At 64.1% G+C, this 17,561-nt stretch carries 13 protein-coding genes; 9 read left to right on the top strand and 4 right to left on the bottom strand.

The window, feature by feature from the left end; all coding sequences use genetic code 11:
• The first annotated feature begins 63 nt into the window (after positions 1-63).
• Positions 64-1,392, top strand: a complete 1,329-nt coding sequence (gene ltrA, locus Q8P38_02345; protein ID MDP4013452.1) for a group II intron reverse transcriptase/maturase — start codon at positions 64-66, stop codon at positions 1,390-1,392.
• Between the two features lie 180 nt (positions 1,393-1,572).
• On the opposite strand, the gene Q8P38_02350 is transcribed toward ltrA, so the two are convergent.
• Positions 1,573-2,331 (bottom strand): PIG-L family deacetylase, encoded by a 759-nt coding sequence (locus tag Q8P38_02350; GenBank protein MDP4013453.1) that lies wholly within the window; start codon positions 2,329-2,331, stop codon positions 1,573-1,575.
• A 92-nt stretch (positions 2,332-2,423) separates the two neighbouring features.
• On the opposite strand from Q8P38_02350, the gene Q8P38_02355 reads away from it, so the two are divergent.
• The 5 genes from Q8P38_02355 to Q8P38_02375 are packed head-to-tail and all read left to right on the top strand — an operon-like array spanning position 2,424 to position 10,614.
• Positions 2,424-3,584, top strand: coding sequence for a glycosyltransferase family 4 protein (locus Q8P38_02355; GenBank protein ID MDP4013454.1), 1,161 nt, complete (start codon positions 2,424-2,426; stop codon positions 3,582-3,584).
• A gap of 4 nt (positions 3,585-3,588) precedes the next feature.
• Complete coding sequence (gene dapF / locus Q8P38_02360) at positions 3,589-4,428, top strand: diaminopimelate epimerase (GenBank protein ID MDP4013455.1); 840 nt, start codon at positions 3,589-3,591, stop codon at positions 4,426-4,428.
• Positions 4,413-5,837, top strand: a complete 1,425-nt coding sequence (gene hflX / locus Q8P38_02365) for a GTPase HflX (GenBank protein ID MDP4013456.1) — start codon at positions 4,413-4,415, stop codon at positions 5,835-5,837. Before dapF ends, hflX begins: the two co-directional genes overlap by 16 nt.
• A complete protein-coding gene (locus Q8P38_02370; GenBank protein ID MDP4013457.1) occupies positions 5,762-8,608 on the top strand; it encodes an EAL domain-containing protein in 2,847 nt (948 codons plus the stop codon). The genes hflX and Q8P38_02370 overlap by 76 nt, the downstream gene beginning before the upstream one ends.
• Positions 8,609-8,652: 44 nt before the next feature.
• Positions 8,653-10,614, top strand: coding sequence for an ATP-dependent DNA helicase (locus Q8P38_02375; protein MDP4013458.1), 1,962 nt, complete (start codon positions 8,653-8,655; stop codon positions 10,612-10,614).
• Between the two features lies 1 nt (position 10,615).
• Here the strand turns inward: Q8P38_02375 and lexA are convergent, their stop codons facing one another.
• On the bottom strand, positions 10,616-11,383 hold the full coding sequence (gene lexA / locus Q8P38_02380; protein ID MDP4013459.1) for a transcriptional repressor LexA: 768 nt from the start codon (positions 11,381-11,383) through the stop codon (positions 10,616-10,618).
• A 197-nt stretch (positions 11,384-11,580) separates the two neighbouring features.
• On the opposite strand from lexA, the gene Q8P38_02385 reads away from it, so the two are divergent.
• From Q8P38_02385 to Q8P38_02395, 3 genes are all read left to right on the top strand, one after another.
• On the top strand, positions 11,581-12,042 hold the full coding sequence (locus Q8P38_02385) for a LysM peptidoglycan-binding domain-containing protein (GenBank protein ID MDP4013460.1): 462 nt from the start codon (positions 11,581-11,583) through the stop codon (positions 12,040-12,042).
• 181 nt (positions 12,043-12,223) lie between these two features.
• Positions 12,224-12,703: a transcriptional regulator NrdR gene (nrdR, locus tag Q8P38_02390; protein MDP4013461.1), complete on the top strand. Its 480-nt coding sequence runs from the start codon at positions 12,224-12,226 to the stop codon at positions 12,701-12,703.
• Between the two features lie 48 nt (positions 12,704-12,751).
• Positions 12,752-15,526, top strand: coding sequence for a vitamin B12-dependent ribonucleotide reductase (locus Q8P38_02395; protein MDP4013462.1), 2,775 nt, complete (start codon positions 12,752-12,754; stop codon positions 15,524-15,526).
• A gap of 9 nt (positions 15,527-15,535) precedes the next feature.
• Here the strand turns inward: Q8P38_02395 and Q8P38_02400 are convergent, their stop codons facing one another.
• Entirely contained in the window at positions 15,536-16,192 is a 657-nt protein-coding gene (locus Q8P38_02400; GenBank protein MDP4013463.1) for a hypothetical protein, read from the bottom strand.
• Between the two features lie 49 nt (positions 16,193-16,241).
• Positions 16,242-17,114 carry a hypothetical protein gene (locus Q8P38_02405; protein MDP4013464.1) on the bottom strand — a complete coding sequence of 291 codons (873 nt, stop codon included), beginning with the start codon at positions 17,112-17,114 and terminating at the stop codon, positions 16,242-16,244.
• Between the last annotated feature and the right edge of the window lie 447 nt (positions 17,115-17,561).

A 17,561-nucleotide genomic window follows, 5' to 3' on the forward strand; every position in this document is an offset into this window, starting at 1 on the left:
GAGCGGCTGAGTACCGCGGGGCACAGGGGCGGACCGGCTCGTAGTAGTGATGATGGTTCTGTAATGGGGCTGGAGCGAAGGGGCCGGGCGGGTCAGGTCGCCGTGACGCCAACCCAGGTTGGGGAGGAGCGTCGGGGTGGATCGAGGCCGTCGGGGAAGTCGTTTGAGATCGATAAGCACCTGATAGCGGGTGCGTGGGGGCGGGTCCGGGGCAACCGGGGCGCGCCGGGGGTGGACGCGGTCAGCATCGACGTGTTCGGCAGTGATGTCAGGAACAACCTGTACAAGCTGTGGAATCGGATGAGTTCGGGCAGTTACCTGCCCGGGCCGGTGCGGGCGGTGGAGATCCCCAAGGACGCCGGGGCTGGGGTCCGGGTGCTCGGGGTGCCGAATGTGGCAGACCGGGTGGCTCAGACTGCTGCGGCGATGGTGTTGGAGCGGTTGGTGGAGCCGATCTTCCATCGGGACAGTTACGGCTATCGGCCGGGGCGAGGCGCCTTGGACGCGGTGGCGGTGACACGCAAGCGGTGTTGGAGGCGGGCGTGGGTGGTCGATTTGGACATCCAGGCGTTCTTCGACAGCGTGCCGCATGACCTGATACTGAAGGCGGTGGCCGCGCACACCCGGGAACGGTGGGTGTTGCTGTATGTGCGGCGGTGGCTGCGGGCGCCGATGCGGATGCCGGACGGGACGCTGGTGGCGCGGGAGAAGGGGACCCCGCAAGGGTCGCCGATCTCGCCGCTGTTGGCGAACCTGTTCATGCATTACGCGTTCGATATGTGGATGGACCGGGAGTTCCCCGACAGCCCGTTCGAACGGTACGCGGATGACGTGGTGGTCCACTGCGACACCAAGGCCAAGGCCGAGCAGGTCCGCGACGCGGTCGCGGAACGGCTGGCGGGATTGGGGCTGCGGCTGCATCCCGCCAAGACCAAGGTGGTGTACTGCCAAGACGGCAACCGAGCCGAGGATGAAGCCGAACACGTCGGTTTCGACTTCCTCGGCTACACCTTCCGGGCACGCCGGGCGAAGGGGCCCAAGGGCTACTTCGTCGGGTTCCTGCCCGCGATCAGCGACAAGGCCAGGAAAGCAGTCGGCAAGACCATAAGGAACTGGCGGCTGCAACGCTGGGACGGGTCGAAACTGGCGGCGATCGCCGCCTACATCAACCCGGTCGTGCGCGGATGGGTCAACTACTACGGAGCCTTCTACCGCTCCAAGTTGGCCTTCCTGTCATGGCGCATCAACCAGAACCTCATTCGCTGGGCGATGCGCCAACACAAACGACTCAGGGGCAAGCCCAAGCGGGCATGGGACTGGCTGCAGGCCATAAAGGACCGCGAGCCAGCCCTGTTCGTCCACTGGCAACTAACCCCTATCCCCACACGCTGACCCGTGGGAGCCGGATGACAGGAGACCGTCACGTCCGGTTCTGCGAGAGCCGGGGGGTGCAACTCCCCCCGGCTACTCACCTTCGCATCATCTAGCTGCCTTGAGCCTGAACCCGCCGACCGATTCATCCGCGCCGCGCCGCGCCGACCTACCTAGCACAATCAATCGGTGGGTTGAGGGTCAGCGGAGCCGCCGGTAGTACTCCGTTCCGAGGATTGAGCGGAAGACAGGTCGAGGTAGTTTCAGTAGTGCACTAAGGGTCCGAACACTGGCACCCGTGGTCTGGCTGGTGTGCGCGCGCATGGACGCCCGCTTGAAGTCGCAGAAGTCGCGGACATCGACTCGGTGCGTGATCAGGCGGTTCGGGGTGAAGGCGTACTCGAACTGATCTGGGTCGAAGTCAGCGGGGAAGGTGGCGACCGCCCCAGCGGCGCGCACCGCCCAGGCGAAGGGTTCTCTCGGGGCGGTGGCCGCGAATACTCGTTGGACTCCTGAGTCGGCGGCGGCGGCCAGTCCGCAGCGGTAAACGTGCTTGTGGTCGGGATGACCGTATCCGCCTTGTTCGTCGTAGACGACGAGCACTGAGGCGTTTTCTTCCTCGAGGATCAGACGCAGCCGACCAGCAACTTCGTCTGATGGAACATCGCAGAATGCCCTGCCTTGGCCGCTCGGGGAGTGGCCGTCCAATCCGGAGTCCTGGTAGCCGAGCAGGTCGGTGCGGGACACGCCCAGGATCCTGGCAGAGCGAGCGAGCTCACCCAGGCGGCGCCTGCCTAGCCCTCCGCAGCTCATGTCCGCCGACGCGAGTCCGGCCGCCCCGTCCGTGGCGGTGACCAGGACGACCCGCTGCCCCTCCGCACTGGCTCTCGCCATCGTTCCGGCTGTCAGCAGGGCTTCATCATCGGGGTGGGCGTGGAAGAACACGATACTGGCGGGCATGCGGGAATCTTCGCGCAGTGGAGGACATTATGCAGATGGAACGCTCGGGAAGTGCCTTGGGTCGATAGCCTCTGCACGACTGGAGGCTGCCGATGCACGTTGTTCACATCAGTGATTGTTTCTTGCCGCGTCTGGGCGGAATCGAGGTCGAGGTATCCGAGCTGACCCGGCGACAAGTCGTTTCAGGCATGAACGTCACAGTGATTACGGCGACTCCCGGACACGAAGTCCGTCAGGGCAGAGAAGTCGTCAACGGTGTCAATGTCGAAAGAGTTACCGCGCGCCTTCCGTTCGAGGTGCCTATTCACCCACGCACGGTTCACTACGTCGAGCCGATGCTGCGTGACCTCGCGCCTGATGCGGTCCACGTGCACCTGGGCGTTGTCTCTCCTTTCGCCTGGGGTGGAATCAGAGCGGCTGTCAGAGTGGGACTGCCGACACTCGTCACCGTGCACAGCGTCTGGGGTCCGGCGACGCGATCTGGCTACGGTTTGGCCGACAAGCTGATCGGCTGGAGCAAGTCCGGCGTCGTGCCCGCTGCGGTCAGCGAGATGGCCGCGGAGCGAATCAGAATGGTCGCGGGGCCTGGGGTCCGAGTGCTCGTGACCCCCAACGGCGTCGACGCGGATCAGTGGAGTTCTCAGGGCCGGATTCAAGTGCGTGAGCCTGACCCGCTTGTGCCGGTCCGGTTCGTAGCCGCCATGAGGCTGGCGCCGCGGAAGCGGGCGAAGGCGTTGCTGTCCATGTTCGCCGACGCCTGCCAGGAGGTCTCGGACCGGCGCCGCATGACGCTGAGGATCGCCGGAGACGGGCCGCAATTCCATCGGCTTCAAGCACAGATCGTCAGCTCCGGGCTCGCTGATCGAGTCGAATTGCTTGGACGGCTGGACCGGTCCGCGCTGCGTGATCTGTATGTCCGCGCCGACGTGTTCATTCAGCCGTCGATCAAGGAGAGCTTTGGCCTGGCGGCGCTGGAGGCCAGGTCGACCGGATTGCCAATCATCGCACGTTCCCAGACTGGCCTGACCGAGTTCGTCAGGGACGAGCGCGAGGGTCTCCTGGTCGATGACGACGCCGGTATGACCGACGCTATCGTGCGCTTGGCGCTTGATGACAACCTGCGCGGCCGCATAACCAGCCACAACACCAGCACAGAACCGGACCAGACCTGGCCAAACGTGCTGCGGATGGTTGAGGAAGCCTACGAGGTTGCCAAGCTGGTCCATGCCAGGAGTGGCGAGCGCCTACGCTGAGTTTGTGACCAGCGATCCGCTGACGGCCGTGCCGTTCCTGAAGGGGGAGGGAACCGGAAACGACTTCGTCATCCTGCCCGATCCTGAGGGCAAGCTCGACCTGACTCCGGCTCAAGTGTCAGCGCTGTGCGACCGGCGGTTTGGCATCGGCGGAGATGGTGTCTTGCGCGTCGTGGAGAGCGCGAACGACGCCGACGCCGCTCGGTTCGCATCGGACGCGCGGTGGTTCATGGACTACCGCAACAGTGACGGGTCTACCGCGGAGATGTGCGGCAATGGAGCCAGGGTCTTCGGCCGGTACCTGGTCCACGCGGGTTTGGCCAAGGCGGGCGACGTCGCCTTCGCCACCAGAGCGGGCATCGTGTCGGCGAACGTGCCGCGGGACGGCGACGTGTCGGTGGACATGGGACGGGCACGTGGACTTGGGGATGTCCAGGTTTCGGTGTCGGGCCGGACCTGGCCCGCGGTCGGCGTGGCGGCGCCGAACCCCCACGCGGTGGTTATCGACGACGTTGGGCCTGATTTGGACGTAGCGCCGAGTGTTGGGCCGGCTGGGGTCTTCCCGCATGGCGCTAACGTGGAATTCGTTCAGATCGTCGCGGACGACCGCGTGCGCATGAGAGTCCACGAACGAGGTGTCGGACCGACTCTGTCCTGCGGGACCGGCGCCTGCGCCGTCGCATGGGTCATGATGGAACGGCGATCCAGTGTGGGCGACGTCTGGGTGGAGGTCCCCGGTGGTTTGCTGCGTGTGAGCAGGAGTGAGCAGGGGTCGATGATCCTGACCGGTCCGGCCGTTCTTGTGGCGCAGGGAATGATCTTTGAGGAATGGTGGCGCAAGTGATGCGAGACGAGTTTCGCGCGGGTGCCACATCCGACGGCGCTCTGCACTCGGCCGAGCGGGAAACTCTGCGCCGCGTTCCTGGGCTTTCCACTGAGCTGCGCGACGTCAGCGAAGTCGAGTACCGCCAGATCCGGCTCGAACGGGTAGTACTGATGGGCGTTTGGACTACCGGCACCGCTGCGGACGCGGAGAACTCGCTGGCTGAGTTGGCCAGGCTGGCCGAAACTGCCGGTTCTGTTGTGCTGGACTCGTTGATACAGCGCAGGGACAAACCCGATCCGGCCACGTACGTGGGTAGCGGCAAGGCCAAGGAGTTGGCTGAGATCGTTGCCACGGCGGAGGCGGACACGCTGATCTGCGACGGTGAGCTGACCCCTGGGCAGTTGCGCAAGCTTGAGGAGGTCGTTCGGGTCAAGGTAGTGGACCGCACCTGGCTGATCCTGGACATCTTCGCCCAGCACGCCAAGAGCCGCGAAGGCAAGACCCAGGTCGAGTTGGCGCAACTGCGCTACATGCTTCCGCGCCTGCGCGGATGGGGAGAGTCCATGAGCCGCCAGGCAGGTGGGATCGGTACCCGCGGCCCCGGTGAGACGAAGATCGAGACAGATCGGCGGAGGATTCGTACCCAGATGGCTCGGCTGCGCAGGCAGCTCGCGTCCATGGGGAAGACACGTGATGTACAGCGACATGACAGGCAGCGAAGGGCAGTGCCCGCTGTGGCGATCGTCGGGTACACCAACGCTGGCAAGTCGAGTCTGTTCAACAGAATCGCTGGTGCCGACGCGCTAGTTCGCGACGAGTTGTTCGCGACCTTGGATCCAACCGTCCGGCGCGCCAAGACTTCCTCTGGCCGGGAGTTCACGATCTCAGACACTGTCGGCTTCGTGCGTCACCTTCCGCACCAGCTCGTCGAGTCATTCGGCTCGACCTTGGAGGAGGTGCGACGTACGGACCTACTGCTTCACGTGGTGGACGGGTCCGACCCAGATCCGGTCGCTCAGGTGCGCGCGGTACGTGCGGTGCTCGCGGAAATCGATGCCTACGACATTCCCGAACTCATTGTTGTCAACAAGGCTGACATCGCCAGGCCGGAGGCGCTGACACTCATCCGACGGCTCGCCCCATCGGCCTTGGCGGTGTCCGCGCTCACAGGCGATGGCATGCCCGAACTGATGGAGAAGCTGGAGGCGGAGATCCCCGCGCCCGCGGTCGCCGTCAGGTTGGTCGTCCCCTTCGACCGGGGAGACGTCGTGTCGCTGATCTACGCCCGCGGGGACGTCGCCCGGTGCCAGTACGTCGCCAGAGGTGCGGCGGTTGAGGCGTCGGTTCCAGCTTGGCTGGCCGAACGTACTCGCGAGTTCGCCGTGACGCCTGGCAATCCGTGGCCAGACTGGGACAGGTCGGCATAGCGATGGACGTGTCACCAGGGAGGCCGGGCAGCGCCGAACCGCGGGAGGCGCCTGGTGCTGTCACCCACGCGTCAGTGGCGCTACTGGTGGTTTCGGCGCTCCTGGTTCTGACGGCGCTGGTACTCCTACTCCTTGACCGTGCTAGCTACATGATCTTCGAGAGTCAGGCGGGTGGCTTGCTATCGGCGGCGGGGCTGATGTTCAGCGCTGTCGCTGTGCTCGTCAGCGGCGTTGATCGAGCGCGGCGCGAGCCGGGTCAGTCCGGAGTCTGGCTGCGAATCCTCATGGTCGCCATGACGCTGCTGTTGGGAGCACAGGCAGTCGCGGCGGTACTGGATGATATTGACGCGCAGATCTTCGGCGTGCCAGCGGACGCGATCCCGTTCCTGCTCGCTGCTCCCGTGCTTGTGGTGTGTCTGTTCGGGCTTGCGTGGCCCTCCGGTCTGGAGAGCCGCCAATGGCAGGGAATCGTCGCGGACGCCGCGGTGGGCGCGCTGGGCGCCGCGATCATCTGGACGATCCTGATGTTCCCCGGACTGGACTTCGACACGATGGAGTCCAGGTCCGTGCCGTCCGGTTCGATAGGTGTGCAGTTCGCGACGGTGATCGCGGTCTTGGTGCTGGCTGCGGCATCCAGGCGCCGCTCGCGCCTGCCCATCGTCCAAGTCGTTCCGCTGCAACTGTCGGTCCTGGTGTATGTGTGCGCTAGCGCGCTGTCGGATGTTGTCTTGGGATTCGACCGCGAGGCCGTGGTCGCGTTCACGTCTCCCGCTTACGTCGCATCCGCGATGCTGATGGTCACGTTCACCGATCGCCCTGCGAACGAGCATGAGCGTCCTCGTGACCTGTGGTTGCGTGACACTTGGTCCAGCATCGTCCCGCTGAGTCCGGTCGCCTTGGCAGCGGGTGGGCTGCTGCTTCTGCTTGTGCAGGGTTTCCCGGCCTCCGGGGTTGCGGCTGGCGCGGTCGCTGGCATCCTCCTGGCCCTCATGCTCACCGTGATTTGGTTGCGTCACATCGCGGCGGAAGATGTGCGCCGGGCATCGGTCGCAGTCGCGAGTTCAACGTTGCATCAGGCCACTGGACAGGCGTGGTTCCAGACGTTGATCAGAGACAGCAAGGAACTGGTTCTGGTGACCGACAGGGGCGCCAAGATCGTGTACGTCAGTCCTTCGGTGTCCCGTCTAGTCGGTGTGAAGCCAGAGGATCTTCTAGGAAGATCCGTGGATTGCATATCCAGCGGATTGACCCGGGAGGCAGTGGTCGACGCGGCCGGGCTCGGCGAGGCCAAGGCGTACGCACACGTGGAAGTAACGGTCGTCGACGCGGCCGGCGGGGAGCGCGGAATCCGCTTCGCGGTCTCGGCGTTGACAGGGCTGGGGTCAGAGGGGTACGTGCTAACCGGCCACGACGTGACCGACACCCGGAGGATGCGGGCCTTGTTGGGGGAATCTCGGAAACGGGACGCCCTGACTGGTCTGCTCAGCCGCGAAGCGTTTCTGGCAACAGTTGAGGACGCGCTCGAAGTCGCCTCCTCTAGCGGTCTTGCCGTAGTGGAGATCGACCTGGTTGGGTTCCGGGCGCTCAATGACACCCGGGGGCATGCGACAGGCGACGAGGTGCTGCGCGGCGTGGCCGACGTGCTCGAAAGGTCACGCGGACCAATCCTGGCGGTGACGAGGATCAGCGGGGACGATTTCGCGCTTCTTCTGCGCGATCAGGAGATCGATGTCGCTGTGGAGGTAACGGTGTCTGAGATCCGTGCCGGACTGCGCTCGATACCGCTCAGTGGTGGCGATAGCGTTTCATTCCGAGTCGCGGCCGGATACGCCACTACTACTACTGAGCGGGTCGGGTCAGCCGGGCTGTTGGAGAGGGCGGACCTAGCGGTGGCACGCTCGGCCGCTGATCCCGAAGTGACCTTGGTCCGTTACGAGCCAGCGATGAGAAACGCTCTCGTGGAGCAGATGCGATCCACCGAGGAGATTGAGCGTTCGCTGTCCCGCGAAGACTTCGTGCCGCACTACATGCCGGTGGTTCGACTGCGCGACGGTAAGACTGTGAGCATCGAGGCGCTCGCTCGCCGCCGACTTCCAGGAGGGCGCTGGGAGCGGTCGGAAGCGTTCATTTCGCTTGCCGAGCGCGCTGGTCTAGTGGCCTGGATGGATCACGATGTGCGCAAGCGTGCGTTCGCGGACATAGCGGCGCTACAGGATATATGCCCCGGCTTGACGGTCTCGGTGAACGTGTCTCCAATGGAGTTCTCTGACGATTTGCCCAATGACATCGCACAGCAGATTGACCAGGCCCGGATAGATCCAGAACTGATCATCGTTGAGATGACCGAATCCACGGTCGCCAAGTCCAGTGAGCTGTCGCAGGCGATAATCTCCCGACTTCGAGGTATGGGTTGCCGCGTGGCTCTGGATGACTTCGGCACGGGCTACTCGTCGCTGAGCGGTCTGGGCACGATGGAACTGGACATCCTCAAGATCGATCGATCGTTCGCTTCGGACCTGGGTACTAGCTTCCGCGCGCAGTCCGTCATGCGGTCCATTACCAAGCTCGGGCACAGCCTGGGTCTGATCACCGTGGCCGAAGGCGTATTGACCACAGAGCAGGCTGACCTGCTCAAGGGCATGGGTTGTGAATGGGCACAGGGGCACTTGTACGCGGAGGCTCTGCCCTTCTCAGATCTGGTGGAGTGGTTGGCTGTCGAGGGCAATGCAGGGGCCGCGCATCGGCAACACGCGGAAGATCCCCAGATATGAGATCCCTCTCCGAGGGCACGCCAGCGAGGCTCTAGTGTGACTTGGTGGATGACCAGTTGCTCGCCCGCGTGGTTTCCGAGCTGGGTGGTACTCGCCGACCGAGCCAAGAGAAGATGGTCGCCGCGGTCGCGCGGACTATAGCTGCCCGCGAGGTGTTGCTCGTCCAGGCGGGCACCGGCACGGGCAAGTCGATCGGGTACCTGGTCCCGCTGGCTGCTGCGCAGACGGGATCGCGGCCCGCGGTGGTGTCGACCGCGACGCTTGCACTGCAACGGCAGCTCCTTCGAAATGATCTGCCAGCTGTCGTCGCGGCGAACGGCGGACAGGTCAGCTACGCGCTCCTGAAGGGCCGCGGGAACTACCTGTGCAGCGCTCGTCTGGCGGGCGGGGACATGGGCGAGGAGTCGCAGGAGCTGAATCTGGGCATCGACTTGGGCAGGCTCGAACGCCAGGCCGTGTCTGTGCGCGAATGGGCCGACCGGACGAAGACCGGCGATCGGGACGACTACCCAGGCGACATAGACGGCCGAGTGTGGCGTTCCCTGTCGGCGACCGGACGGGAATGCGTGGGGCCGTCTCACTGTGCGTTCGCGGGTGAATGCTTCAGTGAAAGGGCACGCGGGGAGGCTGCAAGTGCCGACATCGTCGTCACCAATCACGCGGTTCTGGCGTTGGACGCCATGGAGCGCTCGCAGCTCGTGCCGGAACACGCGACTCTCGTCATCGATGAGGCACATGAACTTGTCGCTCGGATGACATCCGCCGCAACGGTCGAATTGACCCCGGGCCTGGCCAGGCGCTCCGCCCTGCTGGCTAGGGGTCTGCTTTCCGCACATCAAGTGGAGCCGTTGGGTAAGGCGATCGACGCCCTGGAGTCCGCTCTGCTGGAGCTCGAGCCCACGCGGTTCACGGAGCTTCCCGAGTCGGTAGTCGACCCGATCGCCGCGTTGCGTGATGCCGCTCACCTCGCGCGTTCAGACCTGGCGGGCCTGGCTGATGGCGACAACGCCCGCCGCCATAGAGCGGTGGCGGCCGTTGACGAGGTCCACGCTGTGGCCGGGCGACTGTTGTCGTTGTCCGACTCGGATATCGCGTGGGTCGGTGGCGCGTCTCCAGGATTGTCCGTGGCTCCTTTGTCGGTGTCCTCGCTGATCGCGAACAGCTTGCTGAGCTCGAAAGCCGCGATCCTGACAAGCGCGACGCTGACGCTCGGTGGCGACTTCGACGCGATCGCCGCAGACCTTGGGTTAGGGGCATCCGGTTCGCTTGAGTGGACTGGCATCGATGTCGGGACTTCGTTCGACTACAAGCGGCAGGGGATGCTCTACGTCGGCGCCGATCTTCCCCGGCCCGGGCTCGATGGACCGCCTGATGAGGCGATAGAACGCGTCAGTGAGCTTATTGAAGCGGCTGACGGCCGGACATTGGTGTTGCTGTCTTCCTGGAGGGCGGTGGATCGAGTGGGGGCGGCGGTAGGCGAGTCCGCACCTTCTGGAGTCACAGTGATGGTCCAGCGCCGGGGTGAGCCAGTCGGGCGCCAGGTCGAGGAGTTCCGAACCGAGGAGCGTTCGGTCCTGATCGGGACAATGTCGTTGTTCCAGGGTGTAGATGTGCCGGGGTCTTCATGCCTGTGCGTGATCATGGATCGGATTCCCTTCGCGCGTCCCGATGACCCGATCATGCAAGCCCGCTCGGCGTGCGTGGACTCGCTTGGCGGCAGCGGGTTCATGTCAGTCTCGGTCCCTCGGGCCGCGCTCCTGCTCGCCCAAGGCGCCGGTCGTTTGATCAGGCGCGATGACGACTTCGGAGTGTTCGCGATTCTTGATCCCAGGATCGCTCAGGCCCGCTACTCAGGATTCCTGCTGCGCTCTCTTCCGCCATTCTGGCGCACGGAGGACAAGGAAGTGGCGTTCGCGGCTCTGGCACGATTGGCAGCCAGCGCGAACTCGGCTCTCGCGCCGAGCTTGTCAGGTGCTGCCAGCGTTGGAGGCGATCGAGCGGGATGAGTCAGATACGCCTGAGCACGCTGACGACCTTGCCAAGAATCCTGGCGTCGTCTCCGAGGATTGGTTCGTAGGCCGGATTCTGCGGCAGCAGCCAGACATGGTCATCGCGCTTGCGCAACGTCTTGACCGTTGCTTCGTCGTCGAGAATAGCCGCGACGATCTCGCCGTTCTCAGCTTCAGGCTGCCCACGCACAACCACGTAGTCGCCGTCACAGATAGAGGCTTGGACCATGGAGTCTCCGACAACGCGAAGCAGGAAAAGGGTCCCGTGGCCGACGATCTCCCGCGGCAGAGGGAAGACTGCCTCCACGCTCTGTTCGGCCAGGATCGGACCTCCAGCGGAGATTCTGCCGACGAGTGGAACGTAGACAGCGCCGGACGTGCCCCCGGCGCCGTCGGTGTCATCAGGAGATGCCGAGGTGAGGTCGATGATCTTCGCGTGGGCCGGGTCGCGATCGCGACGACGTCCTGCACTGACCTCAGTGACTGACTCCGCTTTCTCGGTCAGAACCAGGGCCCGCGGGCGGCGGGGATCACGACGCAGGAACCCCTTCCGCTCCAAGGTGTGCAGATGATGCGCCACCGTCGACGGGCTTGTCAGACCGGTGGCCTGGCCCACTTCGCGGATGCTGGGTGGGTATCCCCGCTCGGTCACCGAGGCGTGAATCGCTTCCAGGATCGCCCTCTGCCGCTCGGTCAGGCCATGACCCGCCCCGCGGCTCGCGGCTGATCCTGGGTTGGTCCGTTCTTCGCTGTCTCGGTCTGACATGACGTACTCCCGTCGCTTGCGGTGTCGCCGATTCCCTTACGGCATGAGAGTAGCGTGCCTTGGCGGCTCAGCCAAACAAATGTTCGAATAGATCTGGATCGTGTCGGACCTTCCTGATACAACTATCGCAGAGCATCGAACGGGTGTTCGACCGTTGTCGACCAGAGCGGGTGGGCAGGAGTTGAAGGAGAGGTGTCATGGCGAGCCTTGCTATTGAACTGAGTGGAATGACCGCACGACCGAGCTGGATCGCGGAGCCATTGCGCATGCGAGCCCGGTCGCAGGCGGCGGATGGGGTCTGGCCCGGCGCCAGCGGGGAGCTGCGGTGGAGAGCTAGGGCTCGCTGGCTCGCTGGGCTACTGCTCGCCGTGGGCGTGGTCCTGTGGTGGCCTCCCGCGACCAGCGCTGACGGGAGTGCGTCGTTGGAGATCGGAACTTCGCTGAGGACATCTGGAGGGGATGGCGCGATTGTTGAATCCGTGCCCGCCCTTCGAGAGCACGTGGTTGGACCAGGTGACACGGTCTGGGATCTGGCTAGTTCGATGACCGGAGGCGGAGATCCACGCGAGATGGTCGATCGGATCCTTACCCTGAATGGTCGTAGCGCGGCGGCGCTTCGTACGGGGTCTGTCCTATTGTTGCCGACACAGGGTGAGTGAGGGCGACACGCCGAGAGTCGCAGGGACCTTGCGCAGCGCTTGTGAAGCTTCTAGTGTCACTACATCTAGTAGTGAAGAGCATGTGATTCGTCTACAGGTTGTGGTTGTGTCCGGATGTGACCGAGAGGTCCATCGGATAGGAGACGGCCAGTAGTCGGTCGCTATTCGGAGGAGTTGCCAGATGCAGTGCCCCTTCTGTCGCAAGGCGGATTCGCGAGTAGTTGATTCGCGGGCGAGCGATGAGGCCAGCTTGATTCGCCGTCGTCGGCAGTGCCCAGACTGTGGACGACGCTTCACGACCGTGGAAACACCGAGCCTGAACGTGTTGAAGCGTAGTGGGGCGTCCGAGCCGTTCACCAGGGCGAAGGTAGTAGCAGGCGTGAGCAAGGCGTGTCAGGGGAGACCGGTCAGCGGCGATGACCTGGCCAGACTGGCGCAGCAAGTTGAGGATGCGGTGAGGCAGTCAGGGTGCGCGGAGGTCCCCAGCGGCGAGGTGGGACTGGCGATCCTGGGACCGTTGCGCGACCTTGACGAGGTCGCGTACCTGCGCTTCGCGTCTGTCTACAGGGGATTCAGTTCTTTGGCGGATTTCGAGAAGGAGATCTCGGATCTTCGGTCCGCTGGTGACGATCAGGCTGGCGTCGAGCCCGCAGCGGAGTAGCAGCCCAAACCTCTGGTGAGCAGCCAGTCGCAGTAGAAGGAGAGTCGGATGACGGAGATCAGCGCTGATCGCAGGGGCCTGAAGGTTGGCCACACATTCAGCACCGATGGAGTCCACCCATTCGACGAGGTCGTCTGGGAGCGGCGAGACGTCACGCAGACGAACTGGAGGACGGGCGAGGTTGTCTTCGAGCAGCCTGGAGTTGAATTCCCCGAGTCATGGAGCGTGAACGCGTCCACGATCGTCGCGACGAAGTACTTCCGAGGAGCGTTGGGCACCGAGTCCCGGGAATGGTCGCTGAAGCAGCTCCTGACACGGGTCGTCGACAGATACGTGACCCTTGGCCTTGACAACGGATACTTCGCGACCGAGGCCGACGCGGAGGTCTTCGGACAGGAGCTGATCTGGCTGTTGCTTCATCAGCACTTCTCGTTCAACTCGCCTGTGTGGTTCAACGTCGGCACCTCAAGCCCCGAGCAGGTATCGGCCTGCTTCATCTTGTCAGTTGACGACACGATGGATTCGATCTTGAACTGGTACCGGGAGGAAGGCCTGATCTTCAAGGGCGGCTCCGGAGCGGGTCTGAACCTGTCCAAGATTCGCTCCAGCAAGGAGCTGTTGAGATCCTCTGGCGGAACCGCGAGCGGTCCGGTGTCGTTCATGCGCGGTGCTGATGCCTCCGCCGGGACGATCAAGTCCGGTGGTGCGACTCGGCGGGCCGCGAAGATGGTGGTTCTGGATGTGGATCATCCGGACATCGAGGAGTTCATTGAGACCAAGGTCCGGGAAGAAGAGAAGATCCGCGTCCTGCGAGACGCTGGCTACGAGATGGACCTCGACGGTCGCGACATAACGTCTGTTCAGTACCAGAACGCGAACAACTCGGTCCGGGTGTCGGATGAGTTCATGCGTGCGGTTGACTCCGATTCTGAGTTTGCCTTGGTTGGACGCACGACGGGTGAGGTCATCGAGAAGGTCGATGCCAAGCGACTGTTTCGCAAGATGGCCGAAGCTGCCTGGGCGTGCGCTGACCCAGGAATTCAATACGACGACACGATCAACGACTGGCACACCAATCCCGAGGCCGGCCGAATCACGGCGAGCAATCCGTGCAGTGAGTACATGTCGCTCGACAACAGCTCCTGCAACTTGGCGTCGCTCAACTTGCTCAACTTCCTGTCGGACACTGACACGTTCGACACCGAGCGTTTCGTCAAGGCCGTGGAACTGATCATCACGGCGATGGACATCTCTATCTGTTTCGCGGCTTTCCCAACAGAGGCGATAGCTCAGACCACGCGGGACTTCCGCCAGCTCGGACTGGGGTACGCCAACCTGGGCGCTGTTCTGATGGCGTCGGGTCTCGCATACGATTCCGATGCCGGCCGGGCGTTCGCGGCTGCGGTGACCAGCGTAATGACCGGTACGGCTTACCGCCGGTCCGCGGAACTGGCCTCTGTTGTCGGCCCCTATGCGGGGTACGCGCGGAACGCTGAGGCGCACATCCGAGTCATGCGCAAGCACGCTGGCGCGACGGATTCCATCAGGTCCGTGTCCTCGTTCGACCGCGACGTGATCAAGGCGGCCGCTCATGCCTGGCGCGAGTGTCTTGACATGGGAGCCAAGAACGGTTGGCGGAACGCGCAGGCTACGGTCCTTGCTCCTACGGGGACTATCGGCTTCATGATGGACTGCGACACAACCGGGATCGAGCCGGACTTCTCCTTGGTGAAGTTCAAGAAGCTCGTGGGCGGCGGATCCATGCAGATCGTCAACCAGACAGTCCCGAGAGCCTTGCGCAAACTTGGTTACCCCGAGGAGACGATCGAGGCGATCGTTGAGCACATCGCGACCAATGGCAATGTGCTCGGCGCTCCCGGTCTGCGTGAGGAGCACTATTCGGTGTTCGACTGTGCTGTGGGCGAACGCGCCATTACCCCCATGGGGCATGTTCGGATGATGGCCGCGGTGCAGCCGATGCTGTCCGGCGCGATCTCGAAGACCGTGAACCTGCCCAGCGAGGCAACGGTCGAGGACGTCGAGGACATCTACTATCAGGGGTGGCGACTGGGACTGAAAGCCCTGGCTATCTACCGCGACGCTTCCAAGGTGGGTCAGCCGCTGTCCGGCTCAAAGGCCGCGTCCGCTGATTCCGATGAGGAAAGCCAACAGCGTCCCACCCGTCGCAGGCTCCCGAAGAAGCGTCCTTCGCAGACCGTTTCGTTCGCTGTAGGCGGGGCGGAAGGCTACATGACTGCTGGTTCGTACCCTGACGATGGTTTGGGCGAGGTGTTCCTCAAGCTCGGCAAGCAGGGTTCAACATTGGCTGGCGTGATGGACGCCTTCTCGATAGCGGTCTCGATTGCCCTGCAATATGGTGTGCCGCTGGACGCGTTCGTATCCAAGTTCGTGAACATGCGGTTTGAGCCAGCGGGAATGACTGATGACCCGGACATCCGGATGGCCCAGTCGATCATGGACTACATATTCCGCCGGTTGGCGCTTGACTACCTGCCGCACGAGGAGCGGTCGGCCCTGGGAATCCACACTGCCGAGGAACGCGCACGCGCTCTCGCCGGAGAGAAGGGGGCGATCGCGGAAGAGTCCGAAGCGGATCTGGACATAGATGCTTTGCGCCAGTCAGCGCCTGTGAACATCGAGTCTGGAGGCGTCGGCGGTGCCCATTCCACCGCGGAACTGATGGAAGTGATAACCGGCGAGTCCGCTGACGCCCCGCTGTGCATGACCTGTGGGATCAAGATGCGGCCTGCCGGTTCGTGCTACGTCTGCGAAGGGTGCGGATCGACAAGCGGGTGCAGCTAGTGGCTGGGGTCAGATGGAGAGAGCAACGAGGGCTTCTATCTGGTTGATGTGCTTATCGACGTCTGGGATCTCGCCCGCGTCCCAGAAAGCCGACGAGGTCTGTGAAGACGCGCGGGCCTCATCGAGCCGATCACGCTGATCGGCCAGGAACGCCAGGATGATGGCTGTTGAGAACGGTGCGGCCACCTCGTGTGGTCGGGCAAGAGTGTGATCCAGTGCGCCGCTCCATCGGCCGCTGAATGATTCCAAGAGCGGGATCCACTCGGATCGCACAAGGTTCACTTCAGCCCCTATCGCCTTGGCGTCGGGGGTGGCGACGCGGAACCCGCGCCCGCGAAGCCGAGGGGGTCGCGCGCTGAGCACCGCGTCGCGAGGGGGGTGGGACCACTGCCACAGCGGCAACTGGCGAAGCACGTTCCAGATCCGCCCGTTGTAGAGGAGGACCGCCGGGTCGAACTCGAACTCGCCCGTTGACAGGCCGTCCTTGATCGTCGGGAGCGCTATCAGGCCGGATGAGCCGTCTGGCAGGTCCACTTCGAGTCGGAGCATGCCCGCGTTGCGCCGCGCCTTCAGTGGTCGGCCCGAAACCGTGGTTCCGGCGAGTCGGTCTATGACTTTGACGAATGCGTCGCGCTTCGCGTCGCGGAGCGATCTGGTCTCGGCCACGGTTCGATCCTCGCATCCGTCCCGGCTGCGCTTCGGGGGAACGTGGACCCTAGTCCGTGTAGTAGTAGACGTTGCCGACCGGAGGCTCCACACCGTGGTCACTGCACCACTGCGGGAAGTCCTGGCCGCCGTCGGACTCGAAGGCTCGCCAAGCGTCGAGCAACTCCTGCTCGCGCCGAGCCTCGGCAATCAGGGGGTCCTCTGGTTGAGCGCCCGGCACGTCGTCCCCGAGGAGTTCGCGAACCTCGGCGAGCCTGGCCTGGTTCGTGTCGGGGTCGTCTAGGTAGACGGTCTCCATGAGGTGATGCGAGGCGCTGTCCACGTAGCCAAGGAGGAAGTCGGCCAGCAGTCGTCTGATCTCGACCGCATCCGGCGTGTGTACGAGTTGCGCGCGGAGTATCTGGAGTACCGCTTCTGGATCGTCTGGGATGTGCTCGGCAAGATCGGACGCGAAGCGAGAGGCCAACCAAAGGGTTGCTCGCGGGTCGTCGGGACGCGACTCACGCCACTCCAGCAGAGTGGGTACGACAACCGCCGAGCGGAGTGGGAACGGGACCACGGGCTGAGTGATTACGCCGGGGCCAAGGACTTCGGTCAACAGCCACGAGACGAAGTCCCAGCGCGCCTGGAGAGGCTCCTGGCGCAGACTCTCGGCGAAAGCCGTGATCTCGCGAAGGGCTTCAGCACGCAAGCCCTTCTCCTGTAGACCGGCGAACCTGGCGTATCCGGGCCAGCGCGTCTCAGAGCTAGCCAACTTCAGCTGGTCGAACGTCTCGCCGCGCCAACTGAATCCGCCCACGGCGCGAGCGTATGTGTTGACCGCCAGGCTGGCTGAGGATGATGGCGTCACGGTGGGCTGATCTTTCAGCGACGCGAGGGCCGCATGGGACCCGGTCATGTAGTTGTTCATGTGCGTCGTCATAGTGAGGATGTAGCGAAGGATGGGCGACGGCCCCTCCGTTTGTCTTAACGGACACGGAAGGGCCGTCTTGGTGCATAGGAGTGCACCCGATGATGACAGTAGGGGTAGACGCCGCAGCAGTCGAACGCGACCTGTATTCGGGGTTGTTGGGCTGCCCTGTGGGCGGCTGCGGGGCTGTGCTCGGCCCCCGCAGGAACCCGTCCCGTACCGCCTCCGGCTAGGGCGGGGGTCTTCGCCATCGGTGTCGCGGTGTTGGGGTGACGGTCCACCACGGCTGGGATGGATCGCCTGCGGGGGGTTCCCCGACCCCGGGTTGGCCCGCCCCGGGTTGGTCTGGCTCGGTGTCGCGGGTCAGTTCCCACCGGCCGAGGTCGAGTTGACGGTGATGTGGCCAGCAGACGCTGGCCAACGAGTCCAGGTCGGTCGCGCCTCCCAGGGACCACGCGG

The sequence above is a fragment of the Candidatus Nanopelagicales bacterium genome (assembly GCA_030700225.1).
Lineage (GTDB): Bacteria > Actinomycetota > Actinomycetes > S36-B12.

Bases quoted from the DNA above. Each gene is read 5' to 3' on its own strand.
- ltrA (MDP4013452.1), top strand. From the start codon at position 64: ATGGGGCTGGAGCGAAGGGGCCGGGCGGGTCAGGTCGCCGTGACGCCA.
- Q8P38_02350 (MDP4013453.1), bottom strand. From the start codon at position 2,331: ATGCCCGCCAGTATCGTGTTCTTCCACGCCCACCCCGATGATGAAGCC.
- Q8P38_02355 (MDP4013454.1), top strand. From the start codon at position 2,424: ATGCACGTTGTTCACATCAGTGATTGTTTCTTGCCGCGTCTGGGCGGA.
- hflX (MDP4013456.1), top strand. From the start codon at position 4,413: ATGGTGGCGCAAGTGATGCGAGACGAGTTTCGCGCGGGTGCCACATCC.
- lexA (MDP4013459.1), bottom strand. From the start codon at position 11,383: ATGTCAGACCGAGACAGCGAAGAACGGACCAACCCAGGATCAGCCGCG.
- Q8P38_02385 (MDP4013460.1), top strand. From the start codon at position 11,581: ATGGCGAGCCTTGCTATTGAACTGAGTGGAATGACCGCACGACCGAGC.
- nrdR (MDP4013461.1), top strand. From the start codon at position 12,224: ATGCAGTGCCCCTTCTGTCGCAAGGCGGATTCGCGAGTAGTTGATTCG.
- Q8P38_02395 (MDP4013462.1), top strand. From the start codon at position 12,752: ATGACGGAGATCAGCGCTGATCGCAGGGGCCTGAAGGTTGGCCACACA.
- Q8P38_02405 (MDP4013464.1), bottom strand. From the start codon at position 17,114: ATGACGACGCACATGAACAACTACATGACCGGGTCCCATGCGGCCCTC.